The following is a 23,712-nucleotide window of genomic DNA, read 5'->3' on the forward strand; positions in this document are numbered from 1 at the left end:
GGAAGGGGCAAAGACCGCACAATGCCCTATACTCTCTTGAACCCGTATGAATTAACGGCGATAATTCGCCTCAATATGCTATTTACGAATCAATCCCTTCCTCGTCGGGTTTAACGACGCGGAGGGGATTTTTTTTCATCTTTTTTTAATGAATCGACTTTAAAAGAGGTCAGGACATGAGCACTTTAGGTCATCAGTACGATAACTCTCTGGTATCTAACGCGTTTGGTTTTTTACGCCTTCCGATGAACTTCCAGCCGTACGACAGTGATGCTGACTGGGTTATCACCGGCGTGCCGTTTGATATGGCCACCTCTGGCCGTGCGGGTGGTCGTCATGGCCCGGCAGCTATCCGTCAGGTATCGACTAACCTGGCCTGGGAGCACAATCGCTTCCCGTGGAACTTCGACATGCGTGAGCGCCTGAACGTGGTTGACTGCGGTGACCTGGTGTACGCCTTTGGCGATGCGCGTGAAATGAGCGAAAAACTCCAGGCGCACGCCGAGAAACTGCTGGCTGCCGGTAAACGTATGCTCTCCTTCGGTGGTGACCATTTCGTGACTCTGCCATTGCTGCGTGCGCACGCGAAACACTTCGGTAAAATGGCGCTGGTTCACTTTGATGCACATACCGACACCTACGCGAACGGCTGTGAATTCGATCACGGCACCATGTTCTTCACCGCGCCAAACGAAGGCCTGATCGATCCGAACCACTCTGTACAGATCGGTATTCGTACTGAGTTCGATAAAGACAATGGCTTCACCGTGCTGGATGCCGGCCAGGTTAACGATCGTGGCGTTGACGACATCATCGCGCAGGTGAAGCAGATCGTCGGTGATATGCCTGTTTATCTGACTTTCGACATCGACTGCCTGGATCCGGCATTTGCTCCGGGTACCGGTACGCCGGTGATTGGCGGCCTGACGTCTGACCGTGCCATCAAACTGGTGCGTGGCCTGAAAGATTTGAACATCGTGGGTATGGATGTGGTGGAAGTTGCGCCTGCGTACGATCAATCCGAAATCACAGCCCTGGCTGCTGCGACGCTGGCACTGGAAATGCTCTATATCCAGGCGGCGAAAAAAGGCGAGTAAGCTTAGCGGTTAAGTAAAAACCCTCACCAGCAGGTGAGGGCTTTTTTACGCTTAAAACACGTTAAACGGGTATTCCACATAGACGCGGATTTCGTCCCCGCCCACGTTGTAATCACTGGCGTTACTGGACACGCGCAGTACGGAGTAGCGCAGTTTCAGTTTCAGATCTTTCGCCGGGCCTTCCTGCACCTGGTACTGAACCTGGTTAAACCACTCATGCTCTTTACCGTTGCTGGTTTCAGAGGTTTTTATGTTGTCGCCGCGCACGTATGCGGTGGTCCAGCTCAGACCCGGTAAGCCGAGTCCGGCGAAGTCTAGCCCGTAAGATGCCTGCCATGAGCGTTCGTCTTCACCGTTAAAATCAGACCAGTAAGAGTTCGCAAGCCAGATGGTATTACCACCGTCACCCACGCCGCCCTGATCGCGATAGCTGCCATAGTGGTAACCGGTGCTGCCGCTGCTTTGCTGATACGCCACCTTAAAGGTATGAATATCCCAGATATAGCTCGCCGCCATGCTCCAGATGGTGTTGCTGCGACCCGTATCGAGGCTGTCAGCGTAACCCTGATCCAGACGTGAGTTGTAGCCGTTAAAGTCGAGAACCAGCTGTTGCCCGGTGCTGAACGGCTGTTTGAAGTTCATGCCCAGATACTGCTTGTTCATTACCTCTTCAACGTGAGAAGCGTAAAGCGCGCCGCTGAACTGGTCATTGAACTGATAGCTCGCGCCGCCGAAGGAGAGGCTTTTCAGGCCGCTGTCGTGGCGGTCGTCGCTTTTGCGTTGTTCGTCAGTGAAGTAACCCGCATTGACTTCCAGCCCGTCTATCTCTTTCGAGGTCAGCATCGTCCCGGTATAGCTTTCAAACAGCAGGCGGGAGCTGTCGGCATTCACAATCGGAAGTTCAGGACGCTGGTTACCGTAGCTCAGCACGGTACTGGAGATGCGCATTTTGGCGGTCGCGCCAAATTTCGCCAGATCGGATTTCGCACGGCCATCGTCTTCCTGTTTGAAAAAGTCGATACCGCCTGCGCCGCTCTTACCACGGCCACCATCAAGGCGTACGCCGTACTGTGCGATGCCATCGACGCCAAAGCCGACCAGGCCTTCGGTGTATCCAGATGCAAATGTGGCGACGATGCCCTGACCCCACTCAGCTTTATCCTGCTGGCCCTGATGATAATCGCGGCTGATATACGCATTACGTAAAAACAGATCCAGATGGCTGCCGTCAATAAAACCCTGGCTGTCTGATTGTTGGCTTGCAAACGCGGGTAATGCGGCAAATAAACTTAAAGCAACTAACGATAATTGTTTTTTCACGGAGGGAACATCTCTGTCTTGATATATTAATTTGAAAGACTGCGAAGGGATAATTACCGGAAAATTTACTGATTGCAATAATTATGTGAGCAAAGGTTTCAGCGTCAGAATGCTGATGCGGCAAGGCTTTCAGAGCGTTATCGATACGTGCGGTTAAATTGACAATACGTGCGAAATAAAAAAGGAGGCAATATTGCCTCCTTCATAAATTATTTAATTCCGTCTGCCGCCATACGATCGCGAATATGCTGTGCGCGTTCTTCTGACGCTGGGTGATCGTCAAACATTGAGCTTTGGCGTCCCGCTTCCTGTTTTGCCAGTTTTTCGAAGCTGGTGGCTAACCCTGACGGATTAATGCCGCGTTTGCGCAACAAGTCGTAGGAGTAGTCATCGGCCTCGGATTCCTGACGCTGAGAGAACTGAGAGTTGACCAGTTTTTCACCCATATCGCCCAACTGAGACTGGGACAGGCTGCCGACAATCCCACCTGCGGAGGCCGCTGCCGCGCGAACGGCGTTGGTGCCCAGCGCAACCTGCATCCCTTTTTTCACGTGGCCGAGTGCAACGTGACCCATTTCATGACCGATGACCGCTTCAACTTCGTTGTCGTTCATCATGTCCATCAGCCCGCTGTAGACGCGAATACAGCCGTTTGCCATGGCAAATGCGTTAACGTCTTTCGCCATGTAGACCTTGTAGTTCACGGGCTGGCCGTTGATGTTGTCACCCAGAGCGGAGGCTATCTTATTCAGACGCTGCGCGTATGTGCTGCTGGCAGGGGCGATAGTGGCTTTTCCGTCCATATCTTTACAGGCCTGGTCGCTCAACGCTTTTACCTGCGCATCGCTCAGGGAATATGCCTGAAATGCTTCCGCGCCAGAGGTCATCAGACCATTAGAATCCATATTCTGACAGCCGCTCAGCAGGAGAGTTGTACCCAGGGCCAGCACAATTGCACGCATTTTCATGATGTTGCTTCCGTACTCGTTAGTCTGAATTAAATCCGAAAAGTGCACCGGCCAGAAAGCCAGTGTCGGGCTAAGTATAAGGAAGATATACGGTAGCGAGCGAGCAGATTGCGCAACATGCGAGCATGATCCAGAGATTTCTTAAGCGGCAAAAGAATGCTCCATGTACATGCCTTGTCGCTTGGGTTACATTGTTGGCACTTTTTTCCGGCGTAGCCCAAAACGCGCTGTCGTCAAGGGCATGGCCTTTAACAGTCCGATCTGGAGTTAAAATGTCCTCACGTAAAGAGCTTGCTAATGCTATTCGTGCGCTGAGCATGGACGCAGTACAGAAAGCCAAATCCGGCCACCCGGGCGCCCCTATGGGTATGGCTGATATCGCCGAAGTCCTGTGGCGTGATTTCCTGAACCACAACCCGCAGAACCCGGCCTGGGCTGACCGCGACCGTTTCGTGCTGTCTAACGGCCACGGCTCAATGCTGATCTACAGCCTGCTGCACCTCACTGGCTATGACCTGCCAATCGAAGAACTGAAAAACTTCCGTCAGCTGCACTCCAAAACCCCGGGTCACCCGGAAGTGGGCTACACCGCTGGTGTAGAAACCACCACTGGCCCGCTGGGTCAGGGTATTGCTAACGCTGTGGGTATGGCGATTGCCGAGAAAACTCTGGCAGCACAGTTCAACCGTCCGGGTCACGATATCGTTGACCACTTCACCTACGCTTTCATGGGCGACGGCTGCATGATGGAAGGCATTTCTCACGAAGTGTGCTCCCTGGCAGGTACCCTGAAGCTGGGCAAACTGGTTGCGTTCTATGACGACAACGGTATCTCCATCGACGGTCACGTTGAAGGCTGGTTTACTGATGACACCGCAGCACGTTTCGAAGCCTACGGCTGGCACGTGGTGCGTGGTGTTGATGGCCACAATGCTGACTCGATCAAACGCGCAGTAGAAGAAGCTCGCGCCGTGACCGACAAACCGTCCCTGCTGATGTGCAAAACCATCATCGGCTTCGGTTCTCCGAACAAAGCGGGCACCCACGACTCCCACGGTGCGCCACTGGGTGATGCGGAAATCGCGCTGACCCGTGAAGCTCTGGGCTGGAACCACCCTGCATTCGAAATCCCATCTGACATCTATGCTCAGTGGGATGCTAAAGAAGCCGGCCAGGTGAAAGAAGCGGCCTGGAACGAGAAGTTCGCGGCGTACGCGAAAGCCTTCCCGCAGGAAGCAGCTGAATTCACCCGTCGTATGAAAGGCGACATGCCGTCTGACTTCGACGCGAAAGCGAACGAGTTCATTGCGAAACTGCAGGCGAACCCGTCCAAAATCGCCAGCCGTAAAGCGTCCCAGAATGCTATCGAAGCATTCGGCCCTTGGCTTCCAGAATTCCTGGGCGGCTCCGCTGACCTGGCGCCATCTAACCTGACTATCTGGTCTGGCTCTAAAGCGATCAACGAAGATACCGCCGGTAACTACATCCATTACGGTGTGCGTGAATTCGGTATGACCGCTATCGCGAACGGTATCTCCCTGCACGGTGGCTTCCTGCCGTACACCTCTACTTTCCTGATGTTCGTAGAATATGCACGTAACGCCGTGCGTATGGCTGCGCTGATGAAACAGCGTCAGGTGATGGTCTACACCCACGACTCCATCGGTCTGGGCGAAGATGGTCCAACTCACCAGCCGGTAGAGCAGGTGGCTTCTCTGCGTGTGACCCCGAACATGAGCACATGGCGTCCATGTGACCAGGTTGAATCTGCGGTGGCGTGGAAATACGGCGTTGAGCGTCAGGACGGCCCGACCGCACTGATCCTCTCCCGTCAGAACCTGGCACAGCAGGATCGTACCGAAGAGCAGCTGGCGAACATCGCCCGCGGTGGTTACGTGCTGAAAGACTGCGCTGGCCAGCCAGAGCTTATCTTCATCGCCACCGGTTCTGAAGTTGAGCTGGCCGTTGCTGCGTGGGACAAACTGTCTGCCGAAGGCGTTAAAGCGCGCGTGGTTTCTATGCCGTCTACCGACGCGTTCGACAAGCAGGATGCGGCCTATCGTGAATCCGTACTGCCTAAAGCGGTTTCCGCTCGCGTGGCAGTGGAAGCGGGTATCGCTGACTACTGGTTCAAATACGTGGGCCTGAATGGCGCTATCGTTGGCATGACCACCTTCGGTGAGTCTGCACCGGCAGAGCTGCTGTTCGAAGAGTTCGGCTTCACCGTAGAGAACGTTGTCGCGAAAGCGAAAGAACTGCTGTAATTACAGTTTTTTCAAAAAGGGTGCTTCGGCACCCTTTTTTATTCACATAAATTCCAGTTCAGTTATTAATATAAATTGTGCATATATTAATATATGCCTCACCTTATTTGTCTTGTGAATATTTTCATGCGAATTCGCCAAGATTTCAATATTAGTTTTTGCTAATGTGATTTGTTAGTCTTAATTACTTAGTAGGTAATATTATGTGTTTTGATTGATATTATAAGTAAACTAATAAGGATATTGTATGAAAATAGCACCATCAATAATTACCATGGCGATATTGTCGTGTTTTATTTCCACGAGTGCGATGGCTACCTTAACCGCTAATGACGACACCAACAAAATCGAAGGCACGTACAGTAATGCCCTGATGCGTTCTACCGATAATGGCAAAACCTGGCTTGAGCTTAAAGCAAGCGATGAAACAAGCAAAGGGATAAATAACGACTTTCCTGGTACCGAAACCGTTGTTGTCGCCAACAAATTACCCGAAGTTATTACAACGCCTCTTTACGATCCGACGCAAACCTACAGTACTGCAAATACTAAAGTTCGCTATAACGGATATTACTGGACCAACCAATGGTGGGCGAATCCAGGCGAAATTCCCGGGAGCAATAGCGTATGGTTAAAAGGTGCCGCCACTACGCTGGAAGATAATGTTATCGCAAGCTACAACTTTACGCCGTGGCAGGGGCAACAGGCGGAAGATTATCAGACGCAGCAAAAAGATAAGGTCGCCAAACAGACCCGCATATACGGGTATTATCCTGAATGGGGTGTTTACGCTGCGCATAACTATTTTACTCCGGACAAAATTGCCTGGGATCAGCTGACCCATATCTCTTATGCGTTTGGCGTGGTGAAAAATGGCGTGGTAGTGACCCACGATACCGAAAAGGGTCCGGAACTGATGAGAGAGATCGCCACAGCCAGCAAACAGGCAGGGGTGAAAAATATTCTTTCAGTGGGTGGCTGGACCAACTCGGAAGAAGGGGGATTTGAAGCGGCAACCACAACGGCCGAAGGCGTCGAAAAACTGGCGCAAAGCATTGTCGATTACGCTGTTGAATGGAAATTTGATGGTGTGGATATTGACTGGGAATATCCAGATACTGACGCTGAAAAAACACAGTTCACCAATTTAATTACCAGCCTGCGAAGTAAGCTAGATATGCTGGGTAAGCAAAATGATATTTATTATCAACTCTCCGCTGCCGTGACGGTGAATCACAATAACATGGCATATATCAATCCTAAGGCCACGATCACGTTACTCGACTCTGTCAACGTCATGGCTTACGACATCCACGGTGCTTTCGATCCTGTTACGGGCCACAATGCTGCGCTGTATGCCAACGATCAGGATGAAGATCAAAAACTCAATGTTTCCTCGGCAATGAACGAGTATGCAACGATATGGGGTGTTCCAAAAAATAAACTGACAATGGGTGTACCATTCTACGGTCGCGGGTGGGGAAATGTTGAACCCACTGAGATCGTAAAAGGATTGCCTGGTTTATTCGCTCAGGGCAACGCTACGGTTCACGGGGCATGGGACGATGAAGACCAATACACCGGGACCAATCCGTTTTACGTGCTGCAGCAAAAAATCGCCAGCGGCGACTACACGCGTTACTGGGATCCTCAGGCGCATGTTCCCTATCTTTACGATGCAAAAACAAAAGAATTTTTGACCTACGACGATGAAGCCTCGATTACCGATAAGGTTAATTACATCAAGGAACAGGGCTTTGGTGGCGTCATTATTTGGGATATCAGCGGTGATTCCAGCGATCATGCGCTCGGAAAAATTGTCGCGACCCTGAAACCGACGGACAGCGATGACAATGACGATGGCGATGATGACGGCGGTGACAGCGACAGCAGCGTTGTCTCGTATGTGACGGTAAAACCTGGTGCAGGCAACTCCTTAAGCTACAACGACGCCACGGCACTGTTTTCTTTTATACCTGGCGTCTATTTTGAACTGCCTTATGAGGACTTCCAAAACGGAACCTTTGATGTAAGGGTAAACAATGTTTCGATTGCGAAACTGGTTAATGGAACAGCTAGCAAAGCGAGTATTTACAGAAACGGACAGACGGTACAGGTAACGACGGATACAACCACCATTAACGAAGGTGACGTAGTTAGCGTTGTTCGCCAGGACAGTGGAGAAGACATACTTCAGATCTCGACGACAGCAACGAAACAGATGTTAGGCGATGCCATGCTCGTTGACGGGAACATGTTGAAGGCCGTCTATGTGAGTAGGCTTAATGGCTATACTGCAATTCAGCTTGTTACAGATGGATTTTTTAACAACCAATACCAAGTATATTTAAACGATCAATACGTCGCCAGTGTGACGACTAAAACTGCAGGCTCCGACACTCTTGAGCACATGAAGGCCGCAGGTAAAGGTCAGCAGAAAATGGTCTACGCTACGACGAAAGACATTGTTCCGCAGCAGGATGACGTAGTGAAAGTTTACCAGAACGTTGGTGGCAATAAGACATTGGTCGCACAGCTGACTATTCCTCGCGGAACTTATACAGAATACTATTGATTTGTTCCTTAAGGGCAAAGCAGTCGCTTTGCCCTTATCTTCCAGTCCATTGCACAAACCAGTCTCTGAACAAACATATTATTCCATCGAAAATGTGACGCAAGTCATATAGCTGGCTTATTGCGCTGGACTGACGTTCCTTTTATTCCTCTTTTCGCTTACTCTAGCTGAAGCGTTTCAGTCGATTATGTGTTCGACATTTGACCAATCAATCGCAGTTTGTGATAGGCAAGCATTCCCCTTCGGGCGTAGCTGGATTACTCTTTCAGCCACCTCAAACCCAGGGATAGCTTTGCAGGAGATCTATGACCGTACGCGTAGCGATTAATGGCTTCGGTCGCATCGGGCGTAACGTGGTTCGTGCTTTATATGAATCCGGGCGTCGTGCGGAAATGACCGTGGTGGCAATCAATGAACTGGCGGATGCCACGGGCATGGCGCATTTATTGAAATACGACACCAGTCATGGCCGCTTTGCCTGGGATGTTCGCCAGGAAAGAGACCAGCTTTTTGTCGGTGACGATGCGATTCGCGTGCTCCACGAGCGCAGTATCGAGGCGCTTCCATGGCGTGAGCTGGGTGTGGATGTAGTGCTGGACTGTACCGGTGTGTACGGCAACCGTGAACATGGTGAAGCCCATCTGGCGGCAGGCGCTAAAAAAGTCCTGTTCTCACATCCGGGGAGTAACGACCTCGACGCCACCGTCGTCTTTGGCGTTAACCAGCAAGAACTGCAAGCTGAACACCGTATTGTTTCCAACGCCTCCTGTACCACCAACTGCATTATTCCGGTCATCAAACTGTTAGACGATGCGTATGGCATTGAATCCGGCACCGTGACCACGATTCACTCCGCCATGCACGATCAGCAGGTTATCGACGCATACCACCCGGACTTACGACGCACTCGCGCGGCGAGCCAGTCGATCATTCCGGTGGATACGAAACTTGCGGCAGGGATTACCCGTATTTTCCCGCAGTTTAACGACCGTTTTGAAGCGATTGCCGTGCGTGTTCCGACGATTAATGTCACCGCAATTGACCTCAGTGTAACGGTGAAAAAACCGGTAAAAGCCTGTGAAGTCAACCTGTTGCTGCAAAAAGCGGCACAGGGTGCATTTCATGGTATAGTTGACTATACGGAATTACCGTTGGTCTCAGTAGATTTTAACCACGACCCGCATAGCGCCATTGTTGATGGCACTCAAACGCGAGTCAGTGGCGCGCACCTTATCAAGACGCTGGTCTGGTGTGATAACGAATGGGGCTTTGCTAACCGAATGCTCGACACCACGTTAGCAATGGCTGCTCAAGGTTTCAGGTAAGACGCATCGTGCGTCTGCAAAACTTTAAGAATCAACGAGAGGATTCACCATGTCTGTAATTAAGATGACCGATCTGGATCTGGCTGGTAAACGCGTTTTCATCCGTGCAGATCTGAACGTACCGGTTAAAGATGGCAAAGTGACCAGCGACGCGCGTATCCGTGCATCTCTGCCAACCATCGAACTGGCACTGAAGCAAGGTGCAAAAGTGATGGTAACCTCCCACCTGGGTCGTCCAACTGAAGGCGAATACAACGAAGAGTTCTCTCTGCTGCCAGTTGTTAATTACCTGAAAGACAAGCTGTCCAACCCGGTTCGCCTGGTTAAAGATTACCTGGACGGCGTTGAAGTGGCTGCCGGTGAACTGGTTGTTCTGGAAAACGTTCGTTTCAACAAAGGCGAGAAGAAAGACGACGAAGCACTGTCCAAAAAATACGCTGCACTGTGCGACGTATTCGTGATGGATGCATTCGGTACGGCTCACCGTGCTCAGGCTTCTACCCACGGCATCGGTAAATTTGCAGACGTAGCGTGTGCAGGTCCTCTGCTGGCTGACGAACTGGAAGCACTGGGTAAAGCACTGAAAGAACCTGCTCGTCCAATGGTTGCCATCGTTGGTGGTTCTAAAGTTTCTACCAAACTGACCGTTCTGGATTCCCTGTCTAAAATCGCTGACCAGCTGATCGTTGGCGGTGGTATTGCAAATACCTTCGTTGCCGCTCAAGGCCACAATGTGGGTAAATCCCTGTACGAAGCAGACCTGGTTGACGAAGCTAAACGCCTGCTGACCACCTGTGATATCCCGGTTCCAACTGACGTTCGTGTCGCGACTGAGTTCTCTGAAACAGCAACCGCTACCCTGAAATCTGTAAACGACATCAAAGATGAAGAGCAGATTCTGGACCTGGGCGATGTTTCTGCGCAGAAACTGGCCGAAATCCTGAAAAATGCAAAAACTATCCTGTGGAACGGTCCTGTTGGTGTGTTCGAGTTCCCGAACTTCCGTAAAGGTACTGAAATCGTTGCTAACGCAATCGCAGACAGCGAAGCGTTCTCAATCGCAGGCGGCGGTGACACGCTGGCAGCTATCGACCTGTTCGGTATCGCTGACAAGATCTCCTACATCTCCACTGGTGGCGGCGCATTCCTCGAATTCGTGGAAGGCAAAGTACTGCCAGCAGTAGCTATGCTCGAAGAGCGCGCTAAGAAGTAAGCCATTTAAGGGCAGGGAAACCTGCCCAATTTTCAGCGCGCTTTAGGGCACGCACCTCTTTCCAAGGCCGAAGATACAGGACTCGTAACATGTCTAAAATTTTTGATTTCGTAAAACCTGGCGTGATCACTGGTGATGACGTTCAGAAAGTGTTCCAGGTAGCTAAAGAAAACAACTTTGCTCTGCCAGCAGTTAACTGCGTGGGTACCGACTCCATCAATGCCGTTCTGGAAACCGCTGCAAAAGTTAAAGCGCCGGTAATCGTTCAGTTCTCTAACGGCGGTGCTGCGTTCATCGCAGGTAAAGGCGTGAAAACTGACGTTCCTCAGGGTGCTGCAATCCTGGGTGCTATTTCTGGTGCGCACCACGTTCACCAGATGGCTGAACACTACGGTGTTCCGGTTATCCTGCACACCGACCACTGCGCTAAGAAACTGCTGCCATGGATTGACGGTCTGCTGGACGCGGGTGAGAAACACTTCGCGGCAACCGGTAAACCACTGTTCTCTTCTCACATGATCGATCTGTCTGAAGAGTCACTGCACGAAAACATCGAAATCTGCTCTAAATACCTGGCGCGCATGTCCAAAATGGATATGACTCTGGAAATCGAACTGGGTTGCACCGGTGGTGAAGAAGACGGCGTGGACAACAGCCACATGGACGCTTCTGCACTGTACACCCAGCCAGAAGACGTTGATTACGCATACACCGAGCTGAGCAAAATCAGCCCACGCTTCACCATTGCAGCGTCTTTCGGTAACGTGCACGGCGTTTACAAACCAGGTAACGTGGTTCTGACCCCAACCATCCTGCGTGATTCTCAGGAATACGTTTCCAAGAAACACAACCTGCCGCACAACAGCCTGAACTTCGTATTCCACGGTGGTTCCGGTTCTTCTGCTCAGGAAATCAAAGACTCAGTAAGCTACGGTGTAGTGAAAATGAACATCGATACCGACACCCAATGGGCAACCTGGGACGGTATCCTGCAATACTACAAAACCAACGAAGCTTACCTGCAAGGCCAGCTGGGCAACCCGAAAGGCGAAGACCAGCCGAACAAGAAATACTACGATCCACGCGTATGGCTGCGTGCTGCACAGACTTCAATGATTACTCGTCTGGAGCAGGCATTCAAAGAACTGAACGCGGTTGACGTTCTGTAATTTGAGTTGCTAAACACCACAGAAAGGTCCGCAAATGCGGGCCTTTTTTTATGGCTTTTCAATGGACTGCTAGTCTGGTTTTTGTGATCTGCTTGGCAATATTTGTCCTTTTTGTTTACCCTTTACTGACCTGCCTGTCTCCATGGGGGATGGATTTTGTGTATTGGTTTAATAAAAGGAAGAATAAATGGAACAACTCGATGTCGTAGACAGCATCAATAACGCCGGTACCTGGCTTGCGCGTAACCAGGAGTTACTGCTGAGTTATGCCGTGAACATCGTTGCGGCAATCGCGATTATCATTGTCGGGATGATCGTGGCGCGGATTGTGTCAAATACCGTTAACCGCGTAATGGTGGCGCGAAACATTGATGCCACGGTTGCCGACTTCCTCTCTGCGCTGGTGCGCTATGGGATTGTGGCCTTTACCCTGATTGCCGCCCTGGGGCGTGTTGGTGTGCAAACGGCATCGGTCATCGCAGTACTCGGTGCCGCGGGTCTGGCGATTGGTCTGGCGTTGCAGGGATCGCTGTCGAACCTCGCCGCTGGCGTGCTTCTGGTAACTTTCCGTCCATTCCGCTCTGGCGAATATGTTGATTTGGGCGGCATTGCCGGAACTGTGCTCCAGGTGCAGATCTTCTCTACCACTATGCGTACCGTCGACGGCCGTATTGTGGTGGTTCCGAACGGTAAAATTATCGCGGGGAACATTATTAACTTTTCCCGCGAGCCGGTGCGCCGCAACGAACTGGTGATAAGTGTCGCGTATGATTCGGATATCGATCAGGTGAAGTCGCTGATTACCAACATCATTGCGTCGGACGACCGCATCCTGAAAGACAAAGAGCAGACCGTACGACTGAACGAGCTGGGTGCGTCATCCATCAACTTCGTGGTACGTATCTGGAGCAAAAGCAGCGATCTGCAAAACGTTTACTGGGATGTTCTGGAACGCATCAAGCGTGACTTCGACGCCAATGGCATTAGCTTCCCGTACCCGCAGATGGACGTGAACGTTAAGAAAGTGAAAGAAGCCGAATAACGTTCTCCCCCAGGCCCGGTACGCGTGAGCGCCACCGGGCTTTTTATTAGCGATGCTAATCACCAATTAATATTATCAATTTCCTCTAATGTCGCTCTCGCAGTATAGTCTGTCCCCAAGACAACTCTGTGAGATTTTCGTCATGTTATCCTATTATTTTCAAGGTCTTGTGTTAGGCGCGGCCATGATCCTTCCACTCGGCCCCCAGAATGCATTTGTGATGAATCAGGGAATTCGCCGTCAGTACCATCTGATGATTGCGCTGCTGTGCGCGATAAGTGATTTGCTGCTGATTTGCGCCGGGATTTTTGGTGGTAGCGCACTACTGATGCAGTCGCCCTGGTTGCTGGCGCTGGTCACCTGGGGTGGCGTGGCGTTTCTGCTGTGGTACGGTTTTGGTGCGCTGAAAACCGCCATGAGTAGCAATCTTGAATTAGCCACGGCCGAGGTCATGAAACAGGGGCGATGGAAGATTATCGTCACCATGCTGGCAGTCACCTGGCTTAACCCGCATGTGTATCTCGATACCTTTGTCGTCCTGGGAAGTCTTGGCGGGCAACTGGATGTCGAACCAAAACGTTGGTTTGCACTTGGCACGGTCAGCGCCTCTTTCTTGTGGTTCTTCGGCCTGGCGATACTGGCGGCCTGGCTGGCTCCCCGTCTGCGCACGGCGAAAGCACAGCGGATCATTAACACGCTTGTGGGTGTCGTTATGTGGTTTATCGCTTTCCAGCTTGCAAAAGACGGTGTTCAACATGTACAGGGTTTACTCAACTAAGTGTTGTCTTATGGACAACTGAATAAGACCCGCTAAGCTTGCTGGCATGTGCTCTGTTGATAGGGCACTCTTCGCAACATGGAGGAATGACAGTGAAGTTTAAAGTGATGGCCCTGGCGGCATTAGTAAGTTTAGGCGCGGTGTCGGTTCAGGCGAATGAATTGCCTGCTGGCCCGCACATTGTGACTTCAGGCACGGCAAGTGTGGATGCCGTCCCGGATGTGGCAACGCTGGCAATCGAAGTGAATGTGGCCGCAAAAGATGCCGCTTCTGCCAAAAAACAGGCAGACGATCGTGTTGCGCAATATCTCTCCTTCCTCGAACAGAATGGTGTCGCGAAAAAGGATATCAACTCCGCAAACCTGCGCACTCAGCCTGATTACGACTACCAGAACGGCAAAAGTATTCTGAAAGGCTATCGCGCGGTGCGTACCGTTGAGGTCACGCTGCGCCAGCTCGATAAGCTCAATTCATTACTGGATGGCGCGCTGAAAGCGGGGCTGAACGAAATTCGTTCTGTCTCACTGGGCGTTGCGCAACCTGAAAAATACAAAGACGAAGCGCGCAAAGCGGCCATTGATGATGCAATCCATCAGGCGCAGCAGCTGGCTTCAGGCTTTAACAGCAAACTCGGCCCGGTGTATAGCGTGCGTTACCACGTCTCTAACTACCAGCCAAGCCCGATGGTTCGGATGATGAAGGCCGATGCTGCGCCGGTTTCTGCTCAGGAAACTTACGAGCAGCCGACTATCCAGTTCGACGATCAGGTTGATGTGGTGTTTGAGCTGGAACCCGCTCAAAAATCCGCTCAGTAAACCAGTAGGCCGGGTAAGGCGTAGCCGCCACCCGGCTTTTTCTTTTTAATCCTGTCTTAATACCTTATGCCCAAATGCCAGCAGTGCATCTGTCACGTTGCGCATCATGCGGCTTTCGGGTGCAAAACGATGCCAGTAGAGCATCCGGCGCTGGTACAGCCCCGGCGTTAAATCGATAAGCTCACCGCTTTTTAACTCTTTCTCAATTTGCAGATGCGGGATCATGCAGCAGGTAGTTCCCTGACGCGCAAGCTGCACAAAGGCTTCAGATGAGTTCACAATGTGGCACGGCACGCTGCCAGGCGGCAGGTCGAAGTTTTGTTGCAGGAAGGCCTGATGCATATCATCGAGATGGTCGAACGCAACGGCAGGGGCTTTAAGCAGCGCTGCACGGGTAACGCCATTCGGGAAATAGCGTTCTGCGAAAGCCTTCGAACCCACAAACAGGTAATCCAGCGCACCGAGCTGATCCACAAGGCAGCTTGGCAGCGCTTGCGGCTGAATACTGACGGCACCCACCACTTCGCCGCGGCGCAGGCGTTCCTGGGTACGGGTTTCATCTTCTACCTGTAAATTCAGGCGAATAGGGGAGTCGGCCAGTACCGGGGCAAGGGCGGGCAGCAGCCAGGTTGCCAGGCTGTCGGCGTTCACCGCCAGCGACAGCAGCAGTGGCGTGGAGCCGGTCTGTTCGTCACCCAGCCATTCATCTTCCAGCAGTTCAACCTGGCGCAACAGGGCAAGGAGCTTTTGACCTTGTTCCGTTGGGCGAGGGGGTACGGTACGCACCAGCAGCGGCTGCCCGAACATGTTTTCAAGCTGTTTGATACGTTGTGATACGGCGGATTGAGTGATGCACAGCTTTTGCGCCGCGCGCTCAAAACCTCGTTCACGAATAACCGCATCAAGTGCCTGTAGTGTTCTGTAGTCCGGACGTTTCATTGCTCTGGCTTACTCCTGAAATGTGCTTATTCAGCACTATGACACAAATTTACGTTTGATACAGACGAAATGCACCCACATCGGATCTGTCAGGGCTTTGCGCGGTTATGTGATGGTGGTCACAGGGACATTTCCTGCTTACGTGTTCTATAATGCGCCCTGAGTTTTCACACCACAGGCAAAAAGATCATGACGCAGGATGAACTGAAAAAAGCAGTAGGATGGGCCGCTCTCCAGTACGTGCAACCAGGAACAATTGTTGGTGTCGGCACGGGCTCTACGGCGGCGCACTTTATCGATGCGCTGGGCACGATGAAAGGGCAGATCGAGGGCGCAGTATCCAGCTCCGATGCTTCCACGGAAAAGCTGAAAAGCCTTGGCATTACCGTTTTTGACCTGAACGAAGTGGATCGCCTGGGGATCTACGTTGATGGCGCTGATGAGATCAACGGCCACATGCAGATGATCAAAGGCGGCGGCGCAGCGCTGACGCGTGAGAAGATCATCGCTTCTGTTGCGGATAAATTTATCTGTATCGCGGATGCCTCTAAGCAGGTTGATATCCTGGGTAAATTCCCGCTGCCGGTAGAAGTGATCCCTATGGCGCGCAGCGCAGTGGCGCGCGAACTGGTGAAGCTGGGTGGCCGCCCGGAATACCGTCAGGGTGTTGTGACTGACAACGGTAACGTGATCCTGGATGTGCACGGTCTGGAAATTCTGGATGCCATTGCCCTGGAAAATGCCATTAATGGCCTTCCAGGCGTAGTCACCGTAGGGTTATTTGCCAACCGTGGCGCGGATGTTGCGCTGATCGGTACGGCTGACGGCGTGAAAACCATCGTAAAATGATCTGACGGGGGGAAGTCTCCCCCCGCTAAAAAATTTTTGAAAAGCTAAATTCGGTGACTTGTGTCACGTTTTTGTACCTCTTTTGCCGATCCTGCCACTTTCGTAAACTTATACAGCATTTTCCTCTGCCATTTTGCCCTGTATGACTTTTCTTCAGAGTGCCGACGCAAACGTTCATATTGCTGCAATAGTTTTTTTTGATATGTTGGCTACAGCGGATTCAAATCCAGCACAACATCAGTTCAGACAAAAACAGGGTCGGGGAAATGGCAAAGGTATCACTGGAGAAAGACAAGATTAAATTCCTGCTAGTAGAAGGCGTGCACCAAAAAGCACTCGATAACCTTCGTGCAGCAGGCTACACCAACATCGAATTTCACAAAGGCGCGCTGGATACTGAAGAGCTGAAAGCGTCCATCCGTGATGCCCACTTCATTGGCCTGCGATCCCGTACTCACCTGACTGAAGACGTTATCGCTGCGGCGGAAAAGCTGGTGGCCATTGGTTGCTTCTGCATCGGCACCAACCAGGTTGACCTGAATGCAGCTGCAAAGCGCGGTATTCCTGTCTTTAACGCCCCGTTCTCTAACACCCGTTCTGTTGCGGAGCTGGTGATTGGCGAACTGCTGCTGCTGCTGCGCGGTATTCCTGAAGCGAACGCCAAAGCACACCGCGGCGTGTGGAATAAACTGGCGTCCGGCTCTTTCGAAGCGCGTGGCAAAAAACTGGGTATCATCGGTTACGGCCATATCGGTACGCAGCTGGGTATTCTTGCTGAATCCCTCGGTATGAACGTCTTCTTCTACGATATCGAAAGCAAGCTGCCGCTGGGGAATGCTACCCAGGTTCAACACCTGTCTGACCTGCTGAACATGAGTGATGTCGTGAGCCTGCATGTGCCGGAAAATGCGTCCACGAAAAACATGATGGGTGCAGAAGAGCTGGCGCTGATGAAGCCTGGTTCACTGCTGATCAACGCCGCGCGCGGCACCGTTGTCGACATCCCGGCACTGTGTGATGCACTGAAGCGTAAGCATCTGGCAGGGGCGGCAATCGACGTATTCCCGACCGAGCCTGCAACCAACAGCGATCCGTTTACATCTCCGCTGTGCGAGTTCGATAACGTGATCCTGACGCCGCACATCGGTGGTTCAACTCAGGAAGCGCAGGAGAACATCGGCCTGGAAGTGGCGGGCAAACTGAGCAAATACTCCGACAACGGCTCAACGCTTTCTGCGGTGAATTTCCCGGAAGTGTCTCTGCCGCTGCACGGTGGCCGCCGTCTGCTGCACATTCACGAAAACCGCCCAGGCGTGTTGACCGCAATTAACCAGATCTTCGCTGAGCAGGGCGTCAACATTGCTGCACAGTATCTGCAAACCAACTCTCAGATGGGTTACGTGGTTATTGATATTGAAGCGGATGAAGATGTGGCCGAGAAGGCGCTGCTGAGCATGAAGGCGCTCCCGGGGACTATCCGCGCGCGTCTGCTTTACTGATCGTGCGGTTTGTAGTGTCGGGTGGCGGCTGCGCCTTACCCGACCTACGTTGAGGTTTTGTAGGCCGGGTAAGCGTAAGCGCCACCCGGCTTTATTCTACCAGGTCCAGGTTTTACTGGGCGTCACCACCGCAGGCAACGGCACATCCCATTTCTCCACCGGCAACGCCTCCACGCCCTGACAATCATGCGCATAGCCCACCGGCTGCAATCCATACTGCTGCCAGTTTTGCAGCGTTCTGTCGTAAAAGCCGCCCCCCATTCCCAGGCGCTGACCTTGTTCATCGAACGCTACCAGTGGGGTCACCAGCACATCCAGATCCGCAAGTGGGAGCACGTCGCGCACGTCCAGTTTCGGTTCGGTGATTTTCAGGCGATTGACTACCAGGTCACTGTGTGGATGGTAGTTCAGGAACAGCAGGTTCCCCTCGCTAAACGGATGCAGCACCGGCAGGTAAACCTTTTTCCCGGCGCGCCAAAGCTGTTCGATAAGCGGCTGGGTATCCAGTTCGCCATCAAACGACAGAAACAGGGCGACCGTATGTGCCATCACAACCGGCGGGTATGCCATCATGCGTGCGGCGGCCTGCTGGGCGAAATGCGTTTGCTGTTCGGAGGTTAACGCACGACGGCGTTTACGGATTAACTGACGGATGTCCTGGCGTGAGGCAGAAACTTCAGAAAGTAGAGTCATGGTAGTCGGTAGAAGAAGAGAGAGGGAATCTCCGAGATGCCGCCGCAGGCTGTAACCCTTGAACCCTTGGTTCAAGGTGAATGTGTCGTCATAGTTTTAAGGCTTCTCGGACGGACCGAGCATGCTCACCAACCATGGAGCGCCACATTCTTGTGGTATGAAATATCGGCTCAGGGGACTGGCCCGCTTGCGAACATCTCAGAGAAATTTTGTCTTCCCAGTTACTCTACCATAGTCAACTGAGAAGTGTTATTCAAACTTTGGTCCTGGTCTTTCGGGAGTGCGACCTTGATCAAGCAATGCCTGTTCTATGGTCTGCTGGAGCATTTTAATGCGTTGCTCCATGCTCGCCGCGTAATCGCGGGTCTTTGCTTTTTCCTGAGTCAATTCATAGCTGATGTTCAACGCGGCGATGAAGACCAGCTGCTCAGTATTTGTGACTCTAGTGCGTTCTTTTAGATCTTGCAACCGCTGATTCAAATCGTCCGCAGCCTGATTCAAAGCATCCCTTTGTTCAGGTGGACAATTCACTCGCAGTGAACGGCCAAAAATCTGGAGATCGACGGGTTGTGCAGACATGCCACCTTCCTGCTGATTGACTGCGCTGCCTTCGCTTACTGCCCCGGGGGCCGCGAAGGGGCGACACTATAGCTACCCTGATGTGAAGATACAAGCCCTTTTCTGGTATCACCAGGGTCCAAAGTGGTAGCATACCATGAATCTTCTCCCTTTGATGACGAATGCATATGTCTATACAGAACGAAATGCCTGGTTACAACGAATTAAACCAGTTACTGAACCAGCAGGGAGTGGGTTTAACCCCTGCCGAAATGCACGGTCTGATCGCCGGGATGCTGTGTGGCGGAAACAGCGACAGCTCATGGCAGCCGCTGGTTCATGACCTGACGAACGAGGGGCTGGCGTTTGGTCACGAGCTGGCTGAAGCGCTGCGTAAAATGCACTCCGCAACCAGCGATTCTCTGGAAGATGACGGCTTCCTTTTTCAGCTTTATCTGCCTGAAGGCGACGACGTTAGCGTCTTCGAACGCGCCGATGCGCTCGCCGGTTGGGTAAACCACTATCTGCTGGGTCTTGGCGTGACACAGCCTAAGCTCGATAAAGTGACCGGCGAAGCGGGTGAAGCTATCGACGATCTGCGCAACATCGCACAGCTTGGCTATGACGAAGAGGAAGACCAGGAAGAGCTGGAAATGTCCCTCGAAGAGATTATTGAGTACGTTCGCGTTGCGGCGCTGCTGTGCCACGACACCTTTACGCGCTCGCAGCCAACCGCGCCGGAAGTGCGCAAGCCAACCTTACATTAAGAAAAATAACGCACAGGAGGGTGTCATGGTTATCTCGAATCAAGAGTATTCTCGCCGTCGTCAGGCGCTGCTGGCAAAAATGCAGCCAGGAAGCGCTGCGTTAATTTTTGCAGCTCCTGAAGTGACGCGCAGCGCCGACAGCGAATACCCCTATCGCCAGAGTAGCGATTTCTGGTACTTCACCGGGTTTAACGAGCCTGAAGCAGTACTGGTACTGATAAAGAGCAATGACACCCACAACCACAGCGTGCTTTTCAACCGCGTGCGGGATTTAACCGCCGAAATCTGGTTTGGCCGTCGCTTAGGCCAGGAGGCCGCGCCTGCAAAGCTTGGTGTCGATCGCGCCCTGGCGTTTAGCGAAATCAACCAGCAGCTTTACCAGTTGCTTAACGGCCTGGACGTGCTGTACCACGCCCAGGGTGAATATGCCTGGGCCGATGAGATTGTCTTCAACGCGCTGGATAAGCTGCGTAAGGGTTCGCGCCAGAACTTAGCTGCGCCAGCTACGCTTACGGACTGGCGCCCGGTGGTCCACGAGATGCGTCTCTTCAAGTCTGAAGAAGAACTTGACGTGCTACGCCGTGCAGGTGAAATCAGCGCTCTGGCGCATACCCGCGCGATGGAGAAGTGCCGTCCCGGGATGTTTGAATACCAGCTCGAAGGCGAGATCCACCACGAATTTACCCGCCACGGCGCGCGCTATCCGTCCTACAACACCATTGTGGGTGGCGGGGAAAACGGCTGCATCCTGCACTACACCGAGAACGAAAGTGAACTGCGTAAGGGCGACCTGGTGCTGATTGACGCCGGTTGCGAATATCAGGGCTATGCAGGGGACATCACCCGTACTTTCCCGGTAAACGGCAAATTCACGCCTGCACAGCGTGCGATTTATGACATTGTTCTTGAATCACTGGAAACGGCGCTGACACTCTATCGTCCGGGCACCTCGATTCAGGAAGTCACCGGTGCTGTCGTGCGGATAATGATTACCGGTCTGGTGCGTCTTGGCATCCTGAAAGGCGAAGTTGATACCCTGATCACCGAAAATGCCCATCGTCCGTACTTTATGCATGGCCTGAGTCACTGGCTGGGGCTGGATGTTCATGACGTGGGTGCCTATGGTTCTGAACGTTCGCGCGTGCTGGAACCAGGCATGGTATTAACCGTTGAACCCGGGCTGTACATCGCCCCGGACGCGGATGTCCCACCAGAGTACCGCGGGATTGGCATTCGTATTGAAGATGACATTGTCATCACCGAAACCGGCAATGAAAACCTGACTGCCTCTGTTGTGAAAAATGCCGACGACATTGAGGCGCTGATGGCAGCGGCACGCGTATGAGCGTGATTATCGTTGGCGGCGGCATGACAGGAGCCACGCTGGCTCTGGCAATATCTCATTTAACGCAGGGGCAGCTTCCGGTTCATCTGATTGAAGCTGTCGCACCTCAAACCACCGAACATCCTGGTTTTGATGCCCGCGCAATTGCGCTGGCACAAGGCACCTGCCAGCAGTTAGCGCGCATTGGTATCTGGCAGGCTATCGCCGACTGTGCGACTGCCATTGAAACAGTGCACGTCAGCGATCGCGGTCATGCGGGGTTTGTTACCCTTGATGCACAGGATTATCGCATCGACGCGCTGGGCCAGGTTGTTGAGCTGCATGACGTTGGGCTCCGCCTGTTCCGCTTGTTACAGGACGCACCCGGCGTGACGCTACACTGCCCGGCGCGCGTGGCAAGTTTTAGCCGCAGCGAAGATGCCGTTAACGTCACGCTCGACGATGGCACGACACTTGAAGGCCAGCTGCTGGTTGCGGCTGATGGTTCCCGTTCTGCGCTGGGCACACAGTGTGGCGTGGAATGGCGCACCCAGCCTTATGGGCAGGTGGCGGTCATTGCGAATGTCTCTACACAGAGCGAGCATCACGGGCGTGCGTTTGAGCGTTTTACGCAGCATGGCCCGCTGGCGATGCTGCCCATGGCGGAGGATCGCTGTTCGCTGGTGTGGTGCCATCCGCAAGACAGGGCGGATGAAGTGCTGTCCTGGAGCGATGAGCGCTTTTGCACTGAACTGCAAAAGGCCTTCGGCTGGCGGCTTGGGCGCATCACCCATGCGGGGAAACGATCTGTTTATCCGCTGTCGCTGACGACGGCGTCCCAGTCCATTTCCCATCGCGTTGCGCTGGTGGGGAATGCCGCGCAAACCCTGCACCCGATTGCAGGTCAGGGGTTTAATCTGGGCCTGCGTGATGTCATGAGCCTGGCGGAATCGCTGGCGCAGGCGTGGGGTGAACAAAAAGATTGTGGCGCATATTCGGTGCTTAGCCATTATCAGAAGCGCCGTCATGCCGATAAAGAAGCCACAATCGGTGTCACGGATGGCCTGGTGCATCTGTTTGCTAATCGCTGGGCACCGCTGGTTGCCGGGCGCAACCTCGGGCTGATGGCGATGGAATTATTTATCCCGGCACGTGATGTGCTGGCGCAGAGGACTCTTGGTTGGGTCGCTCGTTAAGGAGTTATCACCGTGCAGAATGTTGATGTCGCCATTGTCGGCGGCGGAATGGTCGGGCTGGCGCTGGCCTGTGGTTTACAGGGTAGCGGCCTGCGTGTGGCCGTGCTTGAGCAAAAACTGCCTCAGCCCGTTGCACAGGATGCGCAGCCAGAATTACGTGTGTCGGCCATCAATGCCGCCAGCGAAAAACTACTGACTCACCTGGGCGTGTGGTCGGATATTGTCGCGCACCGCGCCAGTTGCTATCACGGAATGGAAGTGTGGGACAAAGACAGCTTTGGCCATATTGCTTTTGATGACGAAAGCATGGGGTACAGCCATCTGGGCCATATTATTGAGAATGCAGTTATCCACCACGCGCTGTGGCAAAAAGCCCAGCGCTGTAGCGATGTCACGCTTATGGCGCCCGCGCAAATCCAGCAGGTGGCCTGGGGCGAAAATGAGGCATTCATTACCCTGCAAAGCGGCGATATGCTCACCGCGCGGCTGGTAGTAGGGGCCGACGGCGCAAACTCCTGGCTGCGTAATAAAGCAGATATTCCGCTGACCTTCTGGGACTATCGTCATCACGCGCTTGTGGCCACGATCCGAACCGCAGAGCCACACGGCGGCGTGGCGCGTCAGATTTTCCATAATGACGGTATTCTGGCATTTCTGCCGCTTGCCGACCCGCACCTCTGTTCCATTGTCTGGTCGCTGGTGCCGGAAAAAGCGCAACGGATGCAGGAAGCCACGCCTGAAGAATTTAACCAGGCGCTGTGCGTTGCCTTTGATAATCGTCTGGGGTTGTGCACCCTTGAAAGCGAACGGCAGGTCTTCCCGCTTACCGGACGCTATGCGCGTCAGTTCGCGGCGCACCGTCTGGCTCTGGTAGGAGATGCCGCGCATACCATACATCCGCTGGCCGGGCAGGGGGTTAATCTGGGCTTTATGGATGCCGCTGAGCTGGTTGATGAGCTGCGTCGTCTGCACCGTGAAGGCAAAGATTTTGGTCAGCATTTATACCTTCGTCGCTACGAACGTAGCCGCAAGCACAGTGCCGCGATGATGCTGGCAGGCATGCAGGGCTTTCGCGAGCTGTTCGCTGGCGCAAACCCGGCCAAAAAACTGCTGCGTGATATTGGCCTGAAACTGGCCGACACCCTCCCGGGTGTAAAACCGCAACTCCTGCGTCAGGCGATGGGCCTTAACGATCTTCCCGACTGGCTCCAATAGTATTGACCCCCGTCACACTTTATTTTCCCGGCTTCTGCGCCGGGGAAATTCCCTCGTTTGAAATATTCTAATTCCACGCCATTTTTCGCATTAGATTATCTAATCT

General features: G+C 52.9%; 20 protein-coding genes and 1 other RNA gene. 15 read left to right on the forward strand and 6 right to left on the reverse strand.

From position 1 onward, the window contains the following. Positions 1-176: 176 nt before the first annotated feature. Complete coding sequence (gene speB / locus ACS603_RS14800) at positions 177-1,097, forward strand: agmatinase (protein WP_014071686.1); 921 nt, start codon at positions 177-179, stop codon at positions 1,095-1,097. A gap of 51 nt (positions 1,098-1,148) precedes the next feature. Here the strand turns inward: speB and ACS603_RS14805 are convergent, their stop codons facing one another. Further along, positions 1,149-2,417, reverse strand: coding sequence for an OprD family outer membrane porin (locus ACS603_RS14805; RefSeq protein WP_474944500.1), 1,269 nt, complete (start codon positions 2,415-2,417; stop codon positions 1,149-1,151). Positions 2,418-2,626: 209 nt separating this feature from the next. Next, positions 2,627-3,385 (reverse strand): metalloprotease LoiP, encoded by a 759-nt coding sequence (loiP, locus tag ACS603_RS14810; protein ID WP_014071684.1) that lies wholly within the window; start codon positions 3,383-3,385, stop codon positions 2,627-2,629. A gap of 272 nt (positions 3,386-3,657) precedes the next feature. On the opposite strand from loiP, the gene tkt reads away from it, so the two are divergent. The 8 genes from tkt to ACS603_RS14850 all read left to right on the forward strand — a co-directional run bounded on the left by tkt (position 3,658) and on the right by ACS603_RS14850 (position 14,566). After that, on the forward strand, positions 3,658-5,649 hold the full coding sequence (gene tkt / locus ACS603_RS14815; protein ID WP_474944501.1) for a transketolase: 1,992 nt from the start codon (positions 3,658-3,660) through the stop codon (positions 5,647-5,649). A gap of 247 nt (positions 5,650-5,896) precedes the next feature. Further along, entirely contained in the window at positions 5,897-8,224 is a 2,328-nt protein-coding gene (locus ACS603_RS14820) for a glycosyl hydrolase family 18 protein (protein WP_182062360.1), read from the forward strand. A 305-nt stretch (positions 8,225-8,529) separates the two neighbouring features. Next, the gene (gene epd, locus ACS603_RS14825; RefSeq protein WP_182062359.1) at positions 8,530-9,549 is read left to right on the forward strand and encodes an erythrose-4-phosphate dehydrogenase; all 1,020 of its coding nucleotides are present in this window, start codon (positions 8,530-8,532) and stop codon (positions 9,547-9,549) included. A 49-nt stretch (positions 9,550-9,598) separates the two neighbouring features. Continuing rightward, entirely contained in the window at positions 9,599-10,762 is a 1,164-nt protein-coding gene (gene pgk / locus ACS603_RS14830; protein ID WP_134348805.1) for a phosphoglycerate kinase, read from the forward strand. Positions 10,763-10,851: 89 nt separating this feature from the next. Continuing rightward, positions 10,852-11,931 (forward strand): class II fructose-bisphosphate aldolase, encoded by a 1,080-nt coding sequence (fbaA, locus tag ACS603_RS14835; protein ID WP_134348806.1) that lies wholly within the window; start codon positions 10,852-10,854, stop codon positions 11,929-11,931. Between the two features lie 187 nt (positions 11,932-12,118). Further along, positions 12,119-12,973 carry a small-conductance mechanosensitive channel MscS gene (gene mscS / locus ACS603_RS14840; protein ID WP_182062357.1) on the forward strand — a complete coding sequence of 285 codons (855 nt, stop codon included), beginning with the start codon at positions 12,119-12,121 and terminating at the stop codon, positions 12,971-12,973. A gap of 142 nt (positions 12,974-13,115) precedes the next feature. Continuing rightward, positions 13,116-13,751: an arginine exporter ArgO gene (gene argO / locus ACS603_RS14845; RefSeq protein WP_474944502.1), complete on the forward strand. Its 636-nt coding sequence runs from the start codon at positions 13,116-13,118 to the stop codon at positions 13,749-13,751. Between the two features lie 92 nt (positions 13,752-13,843). Next, the gene (locus ACS603_RS14850) at positions 13,844-14,566 is read left to right on the forward strand and encodes an oxidative stress defense protein (RefSeq protein WP_182063462.1); all 723 of its coding nucleotides are present in this window, start codon (positions 13,844-13,846) and stop codon (positions 14,564-14,566) included. A 45-nt stretch (positions 14,567-14,611) separates the two neighbouring features. On the opposite strand, the gene argP is transcribed toward ACS603_RS14850, so the two are convergent. Beyond that, positions 14,612-15,505 (reverse strand): DNA-binding transcriptional regulator ArgP, encoded by an 894-nt coding sequence (gene argP, locus ACS603_RS14855; RefSeq protein WP_003860089.1) that lies wholly within the window; start codon positions 15,503-15,505, stop codon positions 14,612-14,614. A gap of 189 nt (positions 15,506-15,694) precedes the next feature. Here argP and rpiA point away from each other — a divergent pair, with 189 nt between their 5' ends. Continuing rightward, on the forward strand, positions 15,695-16,354 hold the full coding sequence (gene rpiA, locus ACS603_RS14860; protein WP_014071676.1) for a ribose-5-phosphate isomerase RpiA: 660 nt from the start codon (positions 15,695-15,697) through the stop codon (positions 16,352-16,354). 266 nt (positions 16,355-16,620) lie between these two features. Beyond that, positions 16,621-17,853 (forward strand): phosphoglycerate dehydrogenase, encoded by a 1,233-nt coding sequence (gene serA / locus ACS603_RS14865; RefSeq protein WP_182062355.1) that lies wholly within the window; start codon positions 16,621-16,623, stop codon positions 17,851-17,853. 96 nt (positions 17,854-17,949) lie between these two features. Here serA and ACS603_RS14870 read toward each other — a convergent pair whose 3' ends face one another. The 3 genes from ACS603_RS14870 to zapA form a co-directional block, all read right to left on the reverse strand. Continuing rightward, positions 17,950-18,546, reverse strand: coding sequence for a 5-formyltetrahydrofolate cyclo-ligase (locus tag ACS603_RS14870; protein WP_315686729.1), 597 nt, complete (start codon positions 18,544-18,546; stop codon positions 17,950-17,952). 24 nt (positions 18,547-18,570) lie between these two features. Next, positions 18,571-18,754: non-coding RNA, 6S RNA (gene ssrS, locus ACS603_RS14875), on the reverse strand. A gap of 41 nt (positions 18,755-18,795) precedes the next feature. Next, complete coding sequence (gene zapA / locus ACS603_RS14880; protein ID WP_014071673.1) at positions 18,796-19,125, reverse strand: cell division protein ZapA; 330 nt, start codon at positions 19,123-19,125, stop codon at positions 18,796-18,798. A 167-nt stretch (positions 19,126-19,292) separates the two neighbouring features. Between zapA and ACS603_RS14885 the strand changes: the two genes are divergently transcribed. Genes ACS603_RS14885 through ubiI form a run of 4 tightly spaced genes read left to right on the forward strand, consistent with a single transcriptional unit; the run spans position 19,293 to position 23,606 of the window. Beyond that, the gene (locus ACS603_RS14885; protein ID WP_182062352.1) at positions 19,293-19,871 is read left to right on the forward strand and encodes a YecA/YgfB family protein; all 579 of its coding nucleotides are present in this window, start codon (positions 19,293-19,295) and stop codon (positions 19,869-19,871) included. A gap of 31 nt (positions 19,872-19,902) precedes the next feature. Further along, positions 19,903-21,216, forward strand: a complete 1,314-nt coding sequence (gene pepP / locus ACS603_RS14890) for a Xaa-Pro aminopeptidase (RefSeq protein WP_182063461.1) — start codon at positions 19,903-19,905, stop codon at positions 21,214-21,216. Continuing rightward, the gene (gene ubiH, locus ACS603_RS14895) at positions 21,213-22,391 is read left to right on the forward strand and encodes a 2-octaprenyl-6-methoxyphenyl hydroxylase (protein WP_474944503.1); all 1,179 of its coding nucleotides are present in this window, start codon (positions 21,213-21,215) and stop codon (positions 22,389-22,391) included. The genes pepP and ubiH overlap by 4 nt, the downstream gene beginning before the upstream one ends. A 12-nt stretch (positions 22,392-22,403) precedes the next feature. Next, positions 22,404-23,606 carry an FAD-dependent 2-octaprenylphenol hydroxylase gene (ubiI, locus tag ACS603_RS14900; RefSeq protein WP_182062350.1) on the forward strand — a complete coding sequence of 401 codons (1,203 nt, stop codon included), beginning with the start codon at positions 22,404-22,406 and terminating at the stop codon, positions 23,604-23,606. Positions 23,607-23,712: the final 106 nt, after the last annotated feature.

The sequence above is a fragment of the Enterobacter sp. Li2LvB3 genome, assembly GCF_056156645.1.